The organism is Mycolicibacterium sp. XJ870, assembly GCF_053483975.1.
Genome location: NZ_JBEFTI010000006.1, coordinates 58,543 through 75,019, shown reverse-complemented (window position 1 = coordinate 75,019; position 16,477 = coordinate 58,543). Strand labels below are relative to the sequence as shown.

Genomic DNA, 16,477 nt, shown 5'->3' with positions numbered 1-16,477 from the left:
CTGGCGTCGAAATCGGCGTCATCCACATTCTGACGTTCATCCCCAGCCAGGGGCCAACGCCGGCATAGATGCCGCCGATGCGTCGTCCGCGCCGATGATCATCCGAGCCATGAGCACCCCATTCATCGGGCCAGAAGCGCTCTCTGCGGGCAGGTTGACTCGTGGACAGTTGCGATGGCGATACGCCGCAACGCAGCCACGTATCTATCTGCCCAATAACGCCACCCCGACCCTGCGAGACAACACAGTGGCGGCATGGTTGTGGACTGGGCGGCGCGCAATCATCGCGGGCCGCGCTGCTGCTGCACTGCACGGCGCGAAATGGATCGACGATGACACTCCGGTGGAGTTGATTGCAAAGCATGGCCGACGCCGACCCGGAATCGTGGTGCGCGACGAGCGCATCAGACCCGACGAGATTTGCCGAATCGGCGATCTACGAGTCACCACCCCGCTGCGGACGGCTCTTGACCTCGCGCGTTTCCTTCCACGCGATACCGCGGTCAAACACCTCGATGCGCTCGGCTCCGCCACCGGCATCGACGCCGGGCAGGTTCTGGAGCTGGCAACGCACTACCCGGGCCTACGCGGAATCCGCAGTGCGCGAGTAGCACTGGATCTGATGGATGCCGGCGCGCAATCGCCGAGGGAAACCTGGCTGCGTCTGATGCTCATCGACGAGGGATTCCCGCGGCCGCGCACCCAGATACGGGTGACCGACGGCTTCAACGAGGCGTTCATCGATATGGGTTATGACGAGCCGAAAATCGGACTCGACTACGACGGCAAGCACCATGCCTCGGACCGTCCCAGTTACGTGCATGGAATCGGCCGGAGCGAGCTGATCGAACGCGAAGGCTGGATCGACATACACGTCGTCGCCGAACACAGTCGGGCATTCATCCTGCACCGGGTCCGCGAGGCGTTCGCCCGCCGCGGCTACTTGCCGATTTCGACATGAGGGTCGCGATGACGCCGATTTCACAGCCCTGGTGTCGAAATCGGCGCATGGCGGCTCACCGCAATCTCAACGCAGAGGCGATCTAAACCGGGTCCCTGGCCGCGGGGCACGACATGCAGCGTGGCCCACCGCGGCCCGTACCAAGCTCCGACGCCGGGATCGCCAGCACCTCGATACCCGAATCAGCAAGCCGGGCATTGGTTTCGGAATTCCGCTCGTAGGCGATCACGACCCCGGGCGCCACCGCGAGCGTGTTGTTGCCGTCGTCCCACTGTTCGCGTTCGGCCGTCACAGGATCCAAACCGGTGTCGATCACCCGCAACTTCTCGATCCCCATGGCCTCGGCCGCCGCGTCGACGAACTTCTTGCCGTCGTCGATGCGGACCGCACCGGAATCGCGGTGAATCGTGAACGCCGACAACGAGTCCACGATGTTCGGGTACATCACCACGGCATCGACGTCGACCATCGTGCACACGGTGTCCAGATGCATCTGCGCGCGGGACTGCGCGATCGGCACCGCCAGCACCGTGTGCGCAAGGCCGTCGTCGAACAGGCTGCGCGCCAACGCTTCCGCCCCGGCCGGCGTCGTCCGCTCCCCTACCCCGACCGCGACGACCCCGGGGGCAAGCAGCAACACATCGCCGCCCTCGACCGGCGCCGAGCGTGACTCGTAGGCCCGACGCACACCGAGGAACCGCGGATGGTGGGCATAGATCAGGTCCGTCAACGACGTCTCCCGCACCCGCGCCGGCAGCGCCAGTGACGTGATGGCCACCCGTGGCCCGATCCAGAACGACGAGTCGCGGGTGAACAGCAGGTTCGGCAGTGGATCGATGACGAAATCGCCGCCGTGATGCATGAGCCGCACCAGTGACAGTTCGGCACCGCTGAACGGCAGCTCGTTGAACGTCATGCCGGCCATCAGGACATGCGCCAGCGCGACGGGCTCCAGCGTGCGTAGGTAGGCCGAAAGTTCCTGCGCCAACGGCAAACCCAGCCGACGTGCGTCGACGGCAGCGGAGATGCCGTGCATACGCGCGGCCCCGCTGTGCGCGAGCGCCTCGGTGAGCAGATCCGCCAGCAGCAGCACCTCGACGCCCCGGGACCGCAACAGCGCGGCGAACGCGTCGTGCTCCTGCTGCGCTTTCGCCACCCAGGGCAGACCGTCGAAGAGCAGCGCGTCGTTGTTGCGTGGGGTCAGGCGCTGCAGTTCGGGCCCGGGCCGGTGCAGGATGACGACGCGCAGCGTGCCAACCTCGGAGTTGGAGCCCAGCACCACATCCGTCACACCTAGAACGGTAGCCGCAACCGTCACCTCAAGTATGGTTTAGGTGTAATGGACACGCACGAATTGACTCCCGGCGAGATGGCGCAGCGCAGCGGCGTCGCGGTCTCTGCGCTGCATTTCTACGAACGCGAAGGGCTCATCGCCAGCCGTCGCACCTCAGGCAATCAACGCCGCTACGCCCGCGAGACACTGCGCCGGGTGGCGTTCATCCGGATGTCGCAACGCCTGGGGATCCCGCTGGCCCGGATCCGCGAGGCGCTGGCCTCGCTGCCCACCGACCGCGTCCCGACGAGCAAGGACTGGGCCCGGCTCTCGGCGGGCTGGCGCCAGGATCTCGACGACCGCATCGTGCACCTGCAACGGTTGCGCGACAACCTGACTGGCTGCATCGGCTGCGGTTGCCTGAGCCTGAAAACCTGCCTGCTGACCAATCCCGGCGACGTCATGGCGCAACAGGGTCCCGGCGCCGTCCGCCTGTAACCGACCCTGACAAATCGAACGCCTGTGCGATAGGATCGCGCGCATGGAGCTGGCGCTGCAGGGCTCGCTGTTCGAGCACGCCGAACGTCGCCAACTCGGCAACGGCGCCTGGGTTGAGCTGCGCTCGGCCTGGTTGCCCGACGCCGATTCACTGTTCGAGGACCTGATGGACGTCGTTCCGTGGCGGGCCGAACAGCGCGAGATGTACGACCGGGTGGTCGACGTGCCACGCCTTGTCAGCTTCCATCACCTGGTCAACGAACCGGTGCCGCACCCTCGGCTGAAGCAGATCCGCCGCAGGCTCAACGACACCTACGGCGGCGAACTCGGTGAACCGTTCACCACGGCCGGGCTGTGCCTCTACCGCGACGGTGACGACAGCGTGGCCTGGCACGGCGACACCATCGGCCGCAGTCGCACGCGCGACACCATGGTGGCCATCATCGGTCTGGGCGCCACAAGAGTTTTCGCGTTGCGGCCCCGGGGCGGGGGGCATGCCCTGCGGCTACAGCACCGGCACGGGGACCTGTTGGTGATGGGCGGCTCGTGCCAGCGCACCTGGGAGCACTCCATACCGAAAACCAGCAGACTGATCGGGCCGCGCATCAGCATCCAGTTCCGGCCACACGACGTGCGTTAACCGCGTACGGACGCCACCGCGGCGGCCAGCAGATCGCGGGCGCGCTGGGTGTCGACGGGCGCCACCGGCTTGTCCGGCACGACCAATGGGTTGGCGGTGACGATCACCATGAACGAGCCGAAGCTGGCGACGTAGTTGTACAGCTCGCCGGTGCGCGCCTTGCCCTGCACGGCAGTCTGGACGACGCGATGTGTGCCCACTGTGCGCGCATCGTCGATCTGCGGCACCTCGACCACGTCGACCTGTCCACGCGAACCCGGCCCGAGAAACTTCACCTGCTTGCAGGCCTCTCCCGGATCATTGATTGGAATCGGTTGCGACGTCTCTAAGGCCATCACGATGAATCGGTTGCCCGCGCCCTCGGCCGCGGTGGCCGCCATGTTGCCCTGCAATCCCTCGGGAAACGCCTGACCTTCGGCGAACTTCGCACAATCGGCCGGTTCGAACTTGACCCCCGGCGGCATCTTCTGCGGCGCCAGCATTTTCGGGTCGATTCCGGTCGGGGCGACGTCACTGACCTTGAATTCCGGGCCGAACGTCGAGCGCACCTTGGTGACGTTGGCGATGTCGGCGTCGGGGAACTCCGGCTCGGATTGACCACAGGCGACCAACACGGCGGAACACCCCAGCACGAGTACCACTTTGCGGTTCAGCATCGCGGTAAATGTACCTGCCACAACCGGTTCAGCCGCGTAACGCCGACACCGTTTTCACCAGCAGGTCGGCGGCAAAGTCCGCGCCGAGCGCGGTATTCGCGGATCCCGGATCGGTGACGACGGTGACGAAGCAGTGGTACTCGCCCAGCTCGGCGGTGAACGTGTCGGCATGTGAGCGGGTCTCCGTGCCGCCTTCGACGACGGTGCTGACGGCCGTGGCCATACCGGTGGTCAGTGCGCCGTCGATGGCCGGGGCGTCCAGGCCGGTGACGGTTCCGGTGGAGTGCCCACCCGACAGCGTCCAGTGCCGGCACTGACCGGCCAGGGCCGCATCCGCGGCGGCGGTGCTGCGCGCGACGACGGCGTACACAATTCCGCCCGGCCCCGAGCCCGACCAGCCGCGTGCGGACGCCGGGTCCACCGCAGCGGCGGCAAGCGCGGCACACTGTGCCGGCTCGGCCACCCAGTCGGGGCCGAAACCCCACAGGGCTATCGGCGTCGCCTGCCCGTCGATGCGGGCCACCTCATATCCGGCGGGCAGATCGTCGCGCACCCGGTCGATCCTGGCCGGATTCACTTCCACGGCCTTGCTCGTCGCGCTCGGCGATGACGACGTGCGCGGCGCCGGCGACTGTCCGCATGCCGACACGCACAACGCCACGCACACAGCGACCGCGAATAGGCGCACGACGACTCAGGCCCTCGAATACGCCGACGCTGCGGCCACCTGCTCGGCGGTGGGCCGCACCCCGGTGTAGCGCACGAATTGCTCGGCGGCCTGCAACGCGATCACCTCGGCCCCGGTGATCACTGCCCTGCCCGCCGCCCTGGCCGCGGCGATCAGCGGTGTTTCGGCGGGCATCGCGACGACGTCGAACACCGTGTGGGCCGCATCGATGGTCTTGGTGTCGAACGCGCTGCGGTGCTCGTCGGGTCCGCCCGCCATCCCGATCGGAGTGACGTTGACGAGCAGCGGCGCGCTGCGGTCACCGACTTCGGGCGCGTAGTCGTAGCCGAGCCGATCGGCCAGCGCAGTCCCCGCCTCACGATTACGCGCGACGACGACACCGCTGTGAAACCCCTTGTCCCGCAACGCCGCTCCGACCGCGTTGGCCATGCCGCCGCTCCCGCGGATGAGCACCGCATCGTCGGGATCCAACCGCTCGATGAGGCTCTGCACGGCGAGATAGTCGGTGTTGCACGCAGTGAGGTGTCCCCCGGGTGTCGACAGGTCGTTGACGATGGTGTTGACCGCGTCGATCGCGCGGGCCGACGGCTCGATCTCGTCGACGAGCGCCATGACGTCCTTCTTGAACGGCATCGACACCGAACAGCCACGGATGCCGAGCGCGCGCACCCCGCCGATGGCCGCGCCGATGTCGGTGGTGGTGAATGCCTTGTAGAGGAAGTCCAGCCCGAGTTCGTCGTAGAGGTAGTTGTGGAACCGCGTGCCGATATTGCTCGGCCGGGCGGCCAGTGAGATGCAGACCTTGGTGTCTTTGTTCAGACTTGGCCTCACTGGCTCACCGCCCGGATGACCTGGCGGGTGGCGTCGCGGATCTGTATGACGAGCTCAGCGGAAATCGGCAGCGTCTCGGTCGGCGGCACTTCCACTTTTGTGGCGACGACGCCGAGATCCTCGCGCTCCCAATGGGCGCCCAATCGATTCAGAATCCTCTTCATCGCGAGGTTGTCGGTGAGGACCCGAGCGGTAAAGTGTTGGACGCCAAGGTATCCCGCCGACACCACCAGCGCGCTGAGCAGGAACGTGCCGATCCCACGGCCCTGGTAGTCGTCGCCCACGGTGAACGCCACCTCGGCGGTCGCCGGATCGTTTTCGCGCACAAGCCGGGCGTCGGCGATCACGGGGCCCAGCGCTCCCTCGGTCATCACCCAGACGAAATGGTCGGCATAGTCGACCTCGAAGAGGTACTCCAGCAGGGCCTTGGTGGGTTTGCGCACGGATTGGAAACGCCGGTACAGCGTTTCGCTGGAGAACTCCACGGGCCCGTTGAGGGTGCGCTCGACGTCGCCGGGCAGCACCGGCCGCAGATAGAACCAATCGTCATTGCGCACCTGCACCGGGATCGGGGTGATGAAGGCCGCCAGCCGCTGACGGGCGATCCGCACGATCCGGTCGAACATCCCGGGCAGGTGCAGGATGGTGTCGAAGGCGTCGAGGTCACCGACCCACCCGGTCACTGCGTCGGTCGCCACGACCGTGGCGGTGCGCGGCGCATCGCGCAGCAGTGCGAGCTCACCGACGATCAGGCCGGGCTCGATGTCGAGCACGGTGGGTTCGCCGTCGGGAACCTCATGGGTGACCTGGACGCGGCCCGAGGAGATCAGCATGAACGTCACCGCTTGGTCGCCCTGCCGGATCAACACCTGGCCGGGGGCCGCTGACATCTGGCGCAGCTGGGCGGCCAACGGAGCCAGCAGAGACGGCCGAATTCCGGCGAAGAACTCGAGAACCGCCAGGTCGTCGACACTGGCCTCGGTCAGTTCGGCCACATCCCCAGGCTACGACGCGACGATCGCCGCGTTCAGGGCTTGGCGAATCCTTGTTTGCCGAGCACCTTTTGGCCGGCCTCGCCGATGACAAAGTCGACGAAGCGCCGCGCCACATCCTTGCGCGCGGACTGCCGCAACAGCGCGATCGGATAGGTGTTGACGGCCTGACCGGCCTCGGGGAAGTCGATGGCGGTGACCTTGTCACCTGCGCCGGCGGCATCGGTGACATAGACGATCCCGGCGTCGGCCTGTCCGGTGGTCACCTTGCCCAGCACGTCGGTGACCGAGGTCTCCTCGCTGACCGGGGACAGCGTCACCCTGGCGGACTTCTCGACGGTTTCGGTCGCGCCACCGCAGGGCACCGGCGGGGCGCACATCACCACGGAGACGTCCGGTTTGGCCAGATCCTGAAAAGACTTGATGCCCTTCGGATTTCCCGGGGAGACGACGATTGTCAGGGTGTTGGTCGCGAAGTTGACCGGGCTGCCGTCCACCAGGTCGGCCTGCACGGCCTTGTCCATGTTGCGAGTGTCGGCGGCGGCGAACACGTCGGCGTCGGCGCCCTGGGTCAACTGGGCCACCAGGTCCGAGGAGCCTGCGAAGGAGAACTCAACCGAGGCGCCGGGGTTGTCGGCCTCGAACTGCTCGCCGATGTCGGTGAACGCGGCCTGCAGCGACGCCGCGGCGAACACCGTGATCGAGCCGGCATCGTCAGTAGCCGACGAACTGCATCCGCCGATCAGAACCATCGCCAGCATGGCCGCTGCGAGGCCACGAGACCGCGTCATGACTGCCCGTCGCCGTGGCCCCCGAAGCCGATGCCGTCCAGTTCCAGAGCCTTGCCCCGAAGTCGTTGTCCGAGATAGATATCGGTTTGCATGAGCCGTTCGACATGCCAGCGGATGTCTTCGGCATGCTCCCGGGAAGCGACGTAACGCACGGCCATGGTGTGCACGTCGATTCGGCGGGTATCGCGGATCGACAGGTCCTCACCGACCACGAACCCGTCCGCCTCGGCATCGGCGATGGCCTCCAGGACCTGACTGACCGCGAGCCGGATATCTCGACTGCCGTCCTCGGCGATGTTGGCGGCTTCGCGCTGGACGTCGCCATGTTGGCGGACGACGACCGAATCGGTGGTGACCCGATCCAGGGCGATGTCGCCGGCGTCGCCGGTCCATTCGGTCCCCCCTGGCGCGACGATGTTCTGCCGGTGCCATTGGAACAGTTCCTCCGACTGCGCGGCAAGCTGTCGCCATCGGGCCGCAGCGTCGTCGAGATACGTTGTGTCCCAGCGTTCTAACTGGGAGCGGGTCGGCGCGTCGAAGGGTGATCCGGAAGCGTCATTCGCACTCACATCAACTCCGCCAAACCTCCTGCGGATTGATCGTCAACGCCTTCGTAACGACTCACGCCGGCCAGCATGTCGCGAGCGTGGGCACTGACGCGAGTGGATTGACGAGTGCGCGCCGCGGCCACCGCAGCATCCATCACCGCCACACCGGCATGAGTAGGACCACCGGTGCCGACGTCGAAGCTCTCCGCCGTCAATGCAGCCGCGATCATCACGCTGCTGGTAGCGCCTGCCCTGAGTCCGCCAGGATCAACTCTCAGATCGTTCGCCATTGCAATCCCCCAACTGGCCAATCTGCTGCACGCAGGCTATCCCACCACCGGCTCGCCCTTACTACGGGCCGATCAATTCCGCCGTCGAACCGACGCTGGAAGACCCGATAGCCGAATGGCAGATTAGTTGGCTGACCGGTCATTTGAGAAGGTGTGGACCGGAACTCTTTTCCGAGTCACGGTCTTGCGAGCCAACACGTTCACAGACTGTCAGATCTGGCAAACGCCACGCAGACGACACCGAGCCCCCGCAACATAATGATGAAACGATCAAGATCGAATTCGCTCGCCCGTCCTGGCAAGGATCGGCAAATTCTGGGCCGATTTCAATCGGTGGGCAATTGATTCGAACCGACGATCGCCTGACGCTCGACCCGGGTGCTCTCGCTCGTCAGGATTGTCCCGTCGACGGCTGTGGGAATGAGCTCCGGCACAGCAGCGCCGTTCTCGTCGACCAGTACCGAGTGATCCTCTCCGGCGGTGAAGGCATGACGCTCGCCCCACTGCCGCAACGCGACGATCAGCGGGAAGAGGTCTTTGCCCGAGTCGGTGAGCTCGTAGCGCTTCCGTTTTCCCGACGGGGCGTCGACGTGGGTGAGCAGACCGTGGGCGGTGAGCTTGCGGAGCCGGTCCGTGAGGATGTTGCGGGCGATGCCGGTGCGCTGCTGGAAGTCGGTGAAGGAACGGGCGCCGTCCATCGCGTCGCGGATGACGAGCAGGCTCCACCGGTCGCCGACCAAGTCGGCCGTGCGTGCGACCGGGCAGCTCGGGTCCGTCCACGCCGTGTCCGCGGTTGCGTCGCTCACCACCACACCTCCCATAAGTTGCGGATTGAAACCATTCTGCCCTACGGTGCATTGAGTAGCGAAATGCAACTGAATTGGATGGTGGGCGTGACCGGTAGAACGAGGCTGCTCCTTGCCGTCGTCTGCGGGGTGGCGGTGGCGAGCGTGTACGCGGGCCAGCCGGTCCTCGGCCAGATGGGGAGTGATCTGGGTGTTCCGGCCGATGCGGTCGGCTGGTTCGTCGCCGTGGGCCAACTCGGCTATCTCGCAGGACTGGTGGTGCTCGTGCCGTTGGGCGACTTGCTCGACCGCCGGCGTCTCATCGCCGTCCACCTCGTTCTCGTCGCGGCCGGCCTGGCGGTCACCGCGGCCGCGCCCGCGGCCTGGGCCGCGTTCTGCGGGCTCGCGGTTGCGGGCGTGTTCGCCGTGGTGGTCCAGACGACGGTCGCGTACGCGACATCGCTGTCCGCGCCGTCCGAGCGCGGCCGCAACATCGGAATCGTGACGTCGGGCGTGGTGATCGGCATCCTCGGTGGACGCATCCTGGCCGGTTTCCTCGCGGACCTGTGGGGCTGGCGCGGCATCTACGTCGCCTTGGCAATTCTCGCCGCGGTCCTCGCGCTGCTCGCACTCTTGCTGCTACCCGAGGATGCCCACAGTCCGACGGCACGCTACGGGCAACTGATCCGCGCGTTCATCGGCCTGTTCGGCCAATCGGTGTTCCTCAGTCGTGGTCTGATCGCGTTCTTCCTGTTCGCGTCCTTCGGCGCACTGTGGAGCGGCATGGCCCTGCCGCTGGCCGCACCGCCGTGGCACCTCAGTGAGACGCAGATCGGGCTGTTCGGCATCGCCGGACTCGCGGGCACGCTCGGAGCAGCTCGCGCCGGGCGCTGGGCAGACGCCGGCCAGGCGAACCGGGTCACAGCCATCGCTCTTTTGGTCCTGTTCGCCTCATGGCTCGCGATCGGGCAGCTCGACCGGTCTCTGCTGCTTCTGATTGTCGGCGTGCTCCTGCTCGACTTCGCCGTCCAGTCCGTCCACGTCAGCAACCAGCACACCCTGACCACCGTCTATGCCGACCGATCCAGCACCACGATCGGCGCCTACATGGTCTTCTACTCCCTCGGGTCCGCACTCGGCGCTGCCTGCACGACCGCGCTGTATGACACCACCGGCTGGATGGGATCGACCGTTCTGGGCGCCGGCTTCGCGGCGGGTGCGCTGGCCGTGGTTGGAATCAGTTCGGTTCTCGCTCAGGGGATCCAACCCAAAAGGTCTACTGTTCCGTCGTTGTAGACGACGCTGTTCGGAACGTCACCCACTACGTCGAAATAGATCTTGCCGGTCGTCTTTGCACCCGGCGGTATCGCTGCGCCACTGAGACCGGGCACATTCAGAACGCGGTAGTTGTGCCCACTCTCGGAACGGGCGTTGAACCACGGAACCATCGGAGTCACCCAACCTCTGACCGCGTCGACGGTCACCGTGGACTCATACAACCGGCCATTGATCGGGTGCGGGACAACATCAGAACTCGGGCGGATCCCGTCAACCGTGTAACCGATCTCCACAGCGTCATGGGAGTATTTCAATGTCTCCTGTGTGCCGAATGGCTGGATGTTGTTTATCGCCGACGCCGGGACAGCGGAGCCGATGGCAATTCCGAACGCGATCGCTGCGGTGGCGACAGAACCCGCCAGCTTATTGCTCTTCACCTCGTTCTCGCCTCCTGAATAGAAACGGTGATAGAACAAACGTTACGCCGCCGAGTCGGTCTTTAAATGCAATATTCACCGCAATCAACAGAACCCCTCGACCAATGGCGCAGCGCGGAAATGGACCCCTGACCTGCTCGTGCCGAACCCGTCGCCTCAACTTCGTTGTCGACGACGGCATTCGCCGCGTAGGAAACTATGGAGTGTCGAAATGGCGTTCGGGACGAACTGATCAGTTGTCAGCGTGTCCGTGCGCGAGCTATCTCCGCGGCTCCGTTTCCGGTGATGAGCCAGAGGGTGGCGAGTTGAGCGGTGAACTCGTCGAGCGACAGGTCGACATCGCCCGAGACGAAACTCAGAATGGCCTCTGCGGTGCCTCCGACGATGAATGCCGGAGCAACTTTCGCCAGCGGATCGGCCGCCAACTCGACTCCGTGCACAGCACGACCGTGGTCGATCAGCACATCGGTGAGTCGGTGCATGACCGTGGTGCGGTGGTCGTGTAGCTCGGGCGAGGCCGCGACACCGCCGAGGAGGACGCGGGCACGACGCGGGTCGTCGACCAATGCCCGTACTGCGGCAGCGACGGCGGCGAAGGCTTGGGCTTCCAACGACTCCTGCGCCGTTGCATCCGCCGCCTCAACGGTCGCGGCGCGAACGCCCTCAGCGATGCCGTCGACCACTGCGGCGGACAGGGCGTCGAGGTCGGTGAAGCTTTCGTAGAAGTACCGCTTGTTCAGATTCGCTGCGGCACAAATCTTTTCGACGGTCGCGCTGCGCCACTCGTTACGCGCCATCACATCCATCGCGGCGTCCAGCAGACGCTCTCGGCGCATTTGGCGACGGGCATCGGCCGATTGACCTCCGTAAGCGCGTTGCGCCGTCGCCTTCGTCGTTGACACCACCACCACATTCTGGCACGGTCCTGTACCAGATACCTCGACAGGAGGGCCGATGACTGCACTGACCACACTCGCGTCCCCGGTGAACAAGTACCGACTCCAGGCCGTCGGCGCGGCCGTCACGTCCCGATTTCCGAGCGGTGACCGGCCCCTGGCCGCTCCGCCGGCCGGGTCGAATCTCAAGCCGGTCATGGGCAACTACGGCTTCCCCGTCATCGGCCATATCTTGAGTTCACTTGCCGACCCACTTGACTTCGCCCGCCGCAGATACGACACATACGGGCCGGTGTCGTGGGCCGGCGGCGTCGGCTTTCGCGTCGTCACCCTCATGGGACCCGACGCGTTGGAAACCGCGTGGATCAACAAGGACAAGGTCTTCTCAAGCGAGCGGGGTTGGGCACCCGTCATCGGACCGTTCTTCCATCGCGGAATCATGCTGCTCGACTTCGACGAACACCGCGACCATCGCCGCATCATGCAACAGTCCTTCACTCGAAGCGCGCTCGACGGATACCTCGAACTCATGCGGCCCAGCATCGAGCGCACTATGTGCAGTTGGCCGTCGACCGAGAACTTCCCGTTCTACCCGGCCATCAAGCACCTCCTGCTGGAACAGGCCGCAGAGGTGTTCATCGGCACCGCACTCGGACCGGAATCCGACCGACTGTCGGCCGACTTCCACGACACCGTCCGAGGCGGACAAGCTGTCCTGCGGGCCAATGTGCCGGGAGGCATCTGGGCCAAGGGCCTACGCGCGAGAAAGCGACTCGAACGCTACTTCCACAACCAAGTTCCCTCTCGTCGCCGTGGCGACGGGACCGACTTGTTCTCCATGCTGTGTCGCAGCGAGGACGACGACGGAGAGAAGTTCAGCCACGCCGACATCGTCAACCACATGATCTTCCTGCTGATGGCCGCACACGACACCACCGCCATCGCGCTGTCCATGCTCACATACGAACTGGGCCGAAACCAGCAGTGGCAGGACGCGCTTCGCGACGAGGCGACCGGCCGGCCCAACGACGCGCCCACCCTCGGCGACCTGGACGCCTATCCACTACTCGACGCCGCGTTCAAAGAGATACTTCGGATGTATGCGCCGGCGGGGACACTGTTCCGGCAAACCCTGCGCGACACCGAGATACTCGGTCACTTCGTGCCACGCAAGACCCAGGTGGCCATCAACGTCTACGCCTCCATGCGGCTTGCGGACTGGTGGCCGGATCCCGACTCATTCGACCCGGCCCGCTTCACCACAGATCCCGAATCACGCGCCGCGGTAAGCCGCTATGTCTTTGCGCCGTTCGGCGGGGGCGCACACAAATGCATCGGACAGCAGTTCGCCGACATGACGGTCAAAACCACCATGCACCAGATGCTGAGGCGCTTCGAATGGGGCGTGCCCGACGACTACCGAATCCAATTGACATGGGGCACTGGACCTACACCGGCAGACGATCTTCCCGTGACACTGAGGACACTCTGACCTGTTCAAACTTTGTGGAGCTAAGGGGAATCGAACCCCTGACCTTCTCGATGCGAACGAGACGCGCTACCAACTGCGCTATAGCCCCTGATACCGGAAGCACAGGCTACCAGTCGCCGGCCCGTCTCAAGAAACCGGCCGGAGAACCGACCGTCCTACTGGCCGGAAGCCCGTGGTAGATCGTATTCGCGGGCGAACGGCGCATAGTCCAGGTGCTCGAAGACGGGATCCTCGTCGTCGATCTCCAGCACCGCCGAACCGGGCCTGCGCAGCCGTGCCGGCACCACATCGAGCTTGTGGTCATCGGTGCTTTCCACGCCCAGCCGGGCCCGCTGCAAGCGCTGTGCGCGACGCCGGCGAAGCTGTTCCTCGATACGGGTCTGGCGGCGCAGGTAACCCAGGTACAGCATGGTCAGCGTGGCAGCGCTGCCGCACACCCACCACGCCGCTGGCGTCACCAGGAAGGCCGCGGCGGCCGAGGCCGCGAGTACGAGCGCGAACATGGCGAGCACGCGCTTGCGGAACTTGTACTTGCGGGCACTCACCTGTGCCGCGGTCTTGGATTCGTAGCGGCGTTGCCGGCTCGCGCTCAACGACGCGACGGGCGCTTCGGCCTGTTCGTCGTCGGGCTCGGACTCGCCTTCCAGGCCCGACTCGTCGGCCACATACTCGTATTCGTCGGCCGCGGGGTCGGGCTCAGCATCCTCGATGAAGTCTTCGGGGTCGTCGAGATCCAGTGGGAGCTGGTCGGTTTGCGCGTCGAGCTCCGGTTCCTCGGCTTCGGGCTCGTCGACTTCCGGCTCCGGCTCCGGCTCGGCTTCGATTTCGGCTTCGGCTTCGGCTTCGGCGGACACGCCGACGGACAACGCCCCTGAGTCCTCTTCGACGACGTCGACATCGAGATAGTCGGGCTCGGGCTCCTCGGTCACCGCGGCCGCCACCACGACCGAACGTCGGGGTTCGTCGTCGACCTCTTCGCTCTCGTCGACCTCTTCGAGCTCGCCGTCGAGGTCCTCGTCGAGGTGATCCTCGGAAGGGCGCCAATGCGGGTCGCTGTGATGGCCCGCTGCGGGACCACGCCGTAATCGACTTGCGTTGCGCCCACTGTTGAGCACGCGCGTCGCCAAGGCGACGTCGCTGGTGCGACGGACCGAGTCACGCTTGCTGATCAACATCGGAACCAGCACGAAGAGCCAGAGCACGACGAGGGAGATCCACAGCAGTGATTGGGGGATGCTTGGCATGAAGCCTGCTCCTTTCCCCTCCAGGCTAGGTCTGTGACCAGCGCATCCGTGGAGGGCGCGCCGAGCACAATTACACACCTGTAATTCGCCGGATACAAGCACCACCAGTCACAAATGTCACATTCGTAACACGATTGCGACGCGAGACAGCCTCCAGGGTTGCTTTCCCGTCGGCTAAGCGACCGGGAATGCCGTTCCGCGGGGAAAGCCGCGGAATTCAACACCAACTGGCGCGGCCGGCCGCAACCAGGGCTTGAGCAGCCGTCTGAGAAAGTTCCTCCAGGGTGATCGCCACGAGCAGATGGTCCCGCCAGGCGCCGTCGACCTCGAGGTAGCGCCGCAGCAGCCCCTCCTCGCGAAAACCGACCCGCGCCAGCACCGCTCGGCTCGCCGCGTTCTCGGGCCGCACCGTGGCCTCGACCCGGTGTAGCTGCACCCCGGAGAAGCAGTGATCGAGCCCGAGCGCCAACGCCGCCGTCGCAATGCCGCCACCGGTCCTCGCACTGGCCACCCAGTAGCCGATCCACGCTGACCGCAATGCACCGTGCGTGACGTTGCCGATGGTCAACTGGCCGGCGAACTCCCCGTCGAGTTCGATCACATACGGCAGCATCCGTCCGCGCCGGGCCTCGGCCCGCAAGCCGGAACAAATCGAGGGCCATGACGAAACTGCGTGGCGGACTTGCCAATCCGTATCGGTTACGGGCTCCCACGGCTCAAGGTGGGCACGGTCGGCCAGCCGGACCCGACTCCACACCGCGGCGTCGCGCAGCCGGACCGGTCGCAGGCGCACCACCCCGGCTGGAACACGTAACGGCCCGACCGGATCGGGCCAGCCGGGATGCAGCCCCTGGGAACGGAACATGACGGCGGCCTCAGCCGTGCTGTCTCGTCTTCGCGCGAGCGCTCATCCGCGCTGCGCCAGGAATGCGACATCGACGGTCTCGCCCGTGCGGACCTGTTCGACGTCGCTGGGAACCACGACGAGACAGTTCGCCTCGGCCAGCGTGGCCAGCAAGTGGGTGGACGCGCCGGGGGCACCCCCGAGCGCCTGCACCAGATATTCGCCGGTGTCCTGGTCGCGCATCAGCTGCCCGCGCAGGTAGCCCTTGCGGCCGGGCATCGAGGTGATCGGCGCGAGTGTGCGGGCCTGTACGACGCGGCGCATCGGCTGGCGCTTGCCCAGTGACAATCGGATCAGCGGTCGCACCATCACCTCGAACACCACCAGCGCGCTGACCGGATTGGCCGGCAACAGGAAAACCGGCACCCGGTCCCGCCCCAGCTGTCCGAAACCCTGCACCGAGCCCGGGTGCATCGCGATCCGCGTCACCTCCATGTCGCCGAGTTCGGCGAGCACCGAGCGCACCGACTCGGCGGCCGCTCCGCCCACGGCACCGGCGATCACCACGATCTCGTTGCGGTTGACTTGTCCCTCAACGGTTTCGCGGAGTTCACCGGGATCGGTACTGATGATGCCGACCCGGTTGACCTCGGCGCCGGCGTCGCGCCCGGCCGCGGCCAGGGCGTAGGAGTTCACGTCGTAGACCTGCCCGGTGCCCGGAGTGCGGGAGACGTCGACGAGCTCGCCGCCCACACACATCACCGACAGCCGGGGCCGCGGGTGCACCAGCACCCGGTCGCGCCCCACCGCCGCCAGCAGGCCCACCTGCGCCGCGCCGATGATGGTGCCCGCCCGCACCGCGACATCGCCGGGCTGCACATCGTCTCCGGTGCGCCGAACATAGGCACCCGACCGCACGCCGCGCAGTACCCGCACCCGGTTCTGGCCGCCGTCCGTCCACCGCAAGGGCAGCACCGCATCGGCAAGTGTCGGCATGGGCGCACCGGTCTGCACGCGCGCGGCCTGGCGCGGCTGCAGCCGGCTCGGCGTGCGCGCACCCGCCTCGATCGAACCCATCACCGGCAGGCTGATCTCGCCGCCACCGTCCTCAGAGTCGGAGTCCACCGCCGCCAGGACGTCGACACTGCGCACCGCGTAGCCGTCGATGGCGGCCTGATCGAATCCCGGCATGGGCCGCTCGGTGACCACCTCTTCGGCACACATCAGACCCTGCGATTCGGCTATGGCCACCCGCACCGGCCGAGGCGCCACCGCGGCGGCCGCTACCCGAGCCTGCTGCTCCTCCACCGAACGCACAACACGCCTTTCTAAC

19 protein-coding genes and 1 tRNA gene are annotated in these 16,477 nt (G+C 66.1%); 5 read left to right on the top strand and 15 right to left on the bottom strand.

Annotated features, from left to right (window positions below; translation table 11 throughout):
* Positions 1-109 precede the first annotated feature (109 nt).
* Positions 110-961, top strand: a complete 852-nt coding sequence (locus tag ABQF30_RS21175; RefSeq protein WP_448467407.1) for a hypothetical protein — start codon at positions 110-112, stop codon at positions 959-961.
* Positions 962-1,043: 82 nt separating this feature from the next.
* On the opposite strand, the gene arcA is transcribed toward ABQF30_RS21175, so the two are convergent.
* A complete protein-coding gene (arcA, locus tag ABQF30_RS21170; protein WP_448467405.1) occupies positions 1,044-2,252 on the bottom strand; it encodes an arginine deiminase in 1,209 nt (402 codons plus the stop codon).
* Positions 2,253-2,300: 48 nt separating this feature from the next.
* On the opposite strand from arcA, the gene soxR reads away from it, so the two are divergent.
* Both soxR and ABQF30_RS21160 read left to right on the top strand, forming a co-directional pair.
* Positions 2,301-2,732 carry a redox-sensitive transcriptional activator SoxR gene (gene soxR, locus ABQF30_RS21165; protein ID WP_448467403.1) on the top strand — a complete coding sequence of 144 codons (432 nt, stop codon included), beginning with the start codon at positions 2,301-2,303 and terminating at the stop codon, positions 2,730-2,732.
* 43 nt (positions 2,733-2,775) lie between these two features.
* On the top strand, positions 2,776-3,372 hold the full coding sequence (locus ABQF30_RS21160) for an alpha-ketoglutarate-dependent dioxygenase AlkB (RefSeq protein WP_448467401.1): 597 nt from the start codon (positions 2,776-2,778) through the stop codon (positions 3,370-3,372).
* Here ABQF30_RS21160 and ABQF30_RS21155 read toward each other — a convergent pair.
* The 8 genes from ABQF30_RS21155 to ABQF30_RS21120 all read right to left on the bottom strand — a co-directional run bounded on the left by ABQF30_RS21155 (position 3,369) and on the right by ABQF30_RS21120 (position 8,974).
* Complete coding sequence (locus ABQF30_RS21155) at positions 3,369-4,028, bottom strand: DUF5642 family protein (RefSeq protein WP_448467399.1); 660 nt, start codon at positions 4,026-4,028, stop codon at positions 3,369-3,371. The two genes, ABQF30_RS21160 and ABQF30_RS21155, sit on opposite strands and share 4 nt — an antisense overlap.
* 28 nt (positions 4,029-4,056) lie before the next feature.
* The gene (locus ABQF30_RS21150) at positions 4,057-4,716 is read right to left on the bottom strand and encodes a DUF5642 family protein (protein ID WP_448467397.1); all 660 of its coding nucleotides are present in this window, start codon (positions 4,714-4,716) and stop codon (positions 4,057-4,059) included.
* 6 nt (positions 4,717-4,722) lie between these two features.
* Positions 4,723-5,547 (bottom strand): shikimate 5-dehydrogenase, encoded by an 825-nt coding sequence (locus ABQF30_RS21145; RefSeq protein ID WP_448467395.1) that lies wholly within the window; start codon positions 5,545-5,547, stop codon positions 4,723-4,725.
* The gene (locus ABQF30_RS21140) at positions 5,544-6,542 is read right to left on the bottom strand and encodes an acetyltransferase Pat (RefSeq protein ID WP_448467393.1); all 999 of its coding nucleotides are present in this window, start codon (positions 6,540-6,542) and stop codon (positions 5,544-5,546) included. The genes ABQF30_RS21145 and ABQF30_RS21140 overlap by 4 nt, the downstream gene beginning before the upstream one ends.
* Before the next feature lie 32 nt (positions 6,543-6,574).
* Positions 6,575-7,330: a molybdate ABC transporter substrate-binding protein gene (modA, locus tag ABQF30_RS21135; protein WP_448467391.1), complete on the bottom strand. Its 756-nt coding sequence runs from the start codon at positions 7,328-7,330 to the stop codon at positions 6,575-6,577.
* A complete protein-coding gene (locus ABQF30_RS21130) occupies positions 7,327-7,899 on the bottom strand; it encodes a hypothetical protein (RefSeq protein WP_448467389.1) in 573 nt (190 codons plus the stop codon). Before ABQF30_RS21130 ends, modA begins: the two co-directional genes overlap by 4 nt.
* On the bottom strand, positions 7,896-8,108 hold the full coding sequence (locus ABQF30_RS21125) for a hypothetical protein (RefSeq protein ID WP_448467387.1): 213 nt from the start codon (positions 8,106-8,108) through the stop codon (positions 7,896-7,898). Before ABQF30_RS21125 ends, ABQF30_RS21130 begins: the two co-directional genes overlap by 4 nt.
* A gap of 386 nt (positions 8,109-8,494) precedes the next feature.
* Positions 8,495-8,974 carry a winged helix-turn-helix transcriptional regulator gene (locus ABQF30_RS21120; protein WP_448467385.1) on the bottom strand — a complete coding sequence of 160 codons (480 nt, stop codon included), beginning with the start codon at positions 8,972-8,974 and terminating at the stop codon, positions 8,495-8,497.
* Positions 8,975-9,052: 78 nt separating this feature from the next.
* Between ABQF30_RS21120 and ABQF30_RS21115 the strand changes: the two genes are divergently transcribed.
* Positions 9,053-10,249 carry an MFS transporter gene (locus ABQF30_RS21115; protein WP_448467793.1) on the top strand — a complete coding sequence of 399 codons (1,197 nt, stop codon included), beginning with the start codon at positions 9,053-9,055 and terminating at the stop codon, positions 10,247-10,249.
* On the opposite strand, the gene ABQF30_RS21110 is transcribed toward ABQF30_RS21115, so the two are convergent.
* Complete coding sequence (locus tag ABQF30_RS21110) at positions 10,207-10,668, bottom strand: DUF1942 domain-containing protein (RefSeq protein ID WP_448467383.1); 462 nt, start codon at positions 10,666-10,668, stop codon at positions 10,207-10,209. The genes ABQF30_RS21115 and ABQF30_RS21110 overlap by 43 nt on opposite strands.
* 239 nt (positions 10,669-10,907) lie before the next feature.
* Positions 10,908-11,504 carry a TetR/AcrR family transcriptional regulator gene (locus tag ABQF30_RS21105; RefSeq protein WP_448467791.1) on the bottom strand — a complete coding sequence of 199 codons (597 nt, stop codon included), beginning with the start codon at positions 11,502-11,504 and terminating at the stop codon, positions 10,908-10,910.
* Positions 11,505-11,622: 118 nt separating this feature from the next.
* Between ABQF30_RS21105 and ABQF30_RS21100 the strand changes: the two genes are divergently transcribed.
* Positions 11,623-13,056, top strand: coding sequence for a cytochrome P450 (locus ABQF30_RS21100; RefSeq protein WP_448467381.1), 1,434 nt, complete (start codon positions 11,623-11,625; stop codon positions 13,054-13,056).
* A gap of 15 nt (positions 13,057-13,071) precedes the next feature.
* Here the strand turns inward: ABQF30_RS21100 and ABQF30_RS21095 are convergent.
* The 4 genes from ABQF30_RS21095 to glp all read right to left on the bottom strand — a co-directional run bounded on the left by ABQF30_RS21095 (position 13,072) and on the right by glp (position 16,461).
* Positions 13,072-13,144: transfer RNA gene (locus ABQF30_RS21095), tRNA-Ala, on the bottom strand.
* Positions 13,145-13,211: 67 nt separating this feature from the next.
* Positions 13,212-14,300, bottom strand: coding sequence for a divisome protein SepX/GlpR (sepX, locus tag ABQF30_RS21090; protein WP_448467379.1), 1,089 nt, complete (start codon positions 14,298-14,300; stop codon positions 13,212-13,214).
* A 217-nt stretch (positions 14,301-14,517) separates the two neighbouring features.
* Positions 14,518-15,165 (bottom strand): GNAT family N-acetyltransferase, encoded by a 648-nt coding sequence (locus ABQF30_RS21085; protein WP_448467377.1) that lies wholly within the window; start codon positions 15,163-15,165, stop codon positions 14,518-14,520.
* A gap of 42 nt (positions 15,166-15,207) precedes the next feature.
* Positions 15,208-16,461 (bottom strand): molybdotransferase-like divisome protein Glp, encoded by a 1,254-nt coding sequence (glp, locus tag ABQF30_RS21080; protein ID WP_448467375.1) that lies wholly within the window; start codon positions 16,459-16,461, stop codon positions 15,208-15,210.
* Positions 16,462-16,477: the final 16 nt, after the last annotated feature.

Bases quoted from the DNA above. Each gene is read 5' to 3' on its own strand.
- ABQF30_RS21175 (WP_448467407.1), top strand. From the start codon at position 110: ATGAGCACCCCATTCATCGGGCCAGAAGCGCTCTCTGCGGGCAGGTTG.
- soxR (WP_448467403.1), top strand. From the start codon at position 2,301: ATGGACACGCACGAATTGACTCCCGGCGAGATGGCGCAGCGCAGCGGC.
- ABQF30_RS21160 (WP_448467401.1), top strand. From the start codon at position 2,776: ATGGAGCTGGCGCTGCAGGGCTCGCTGTTCGAGCACGCCGAACGTCGC.
- ABQF30_RS21155 (WP_448467399.1), bottom strand. From the start codon at position 4,028: ATGCTGAACCGCAAAGTGGTACTCGTGCTGGGGTGTTCCGCCGTGTTG.
- modA (WP_448467391.1), bottom strand. From the start codon at position 7,330: ATGACGCGGTCTCGTGGCCTCGCAGCGGCCATGCTGGCGATGGTTCTG.
- ABQF30_RS21125 (WP_448467387.1), bottom strand. From the start codon at position 8,108: ATGATCGCGGCTGCATTGACGGCGGAGAGCTTCGACGTCGGCACCGGT.
- ABQF30_RS21115 (WP_448467793.1), top strand. From the start codon at position 9,053: ATGGTGGGCGTGACCGGTAGAACGAGGCTGCTCCTTGCCGTCGTCTGC.
- ABQF30_RS21105 (WP_448467791.1), bottom strand. From the start codon at position 11,504: ATGCGCCGAGAGCGTCTGCTGGACGCCGCGATGGATGTGATGGCGCGT.
- ABQF30_RS21100 (WP_448467381.1), top strand. From the start codon at position 11,623: ATGACTGCACTGACCACACTCGCGTCCCCGGTGAACAAGTACCGACTC.
- sepX (WP_448467379.1), bottom strand. From the start codon at position 14,300: ATGCCAAGCATCCCCCAATCACTGCTGTGGATCTCCCTCGTCGTGCTC.
- ABQF30_RS21085 (WP_448467377.1), bottom strand. From the start codon at position 15,165: ATGTTCCGTTCCCAGGGGCTGCATCCCGGCTGGCCCGATCCGGTCGGG.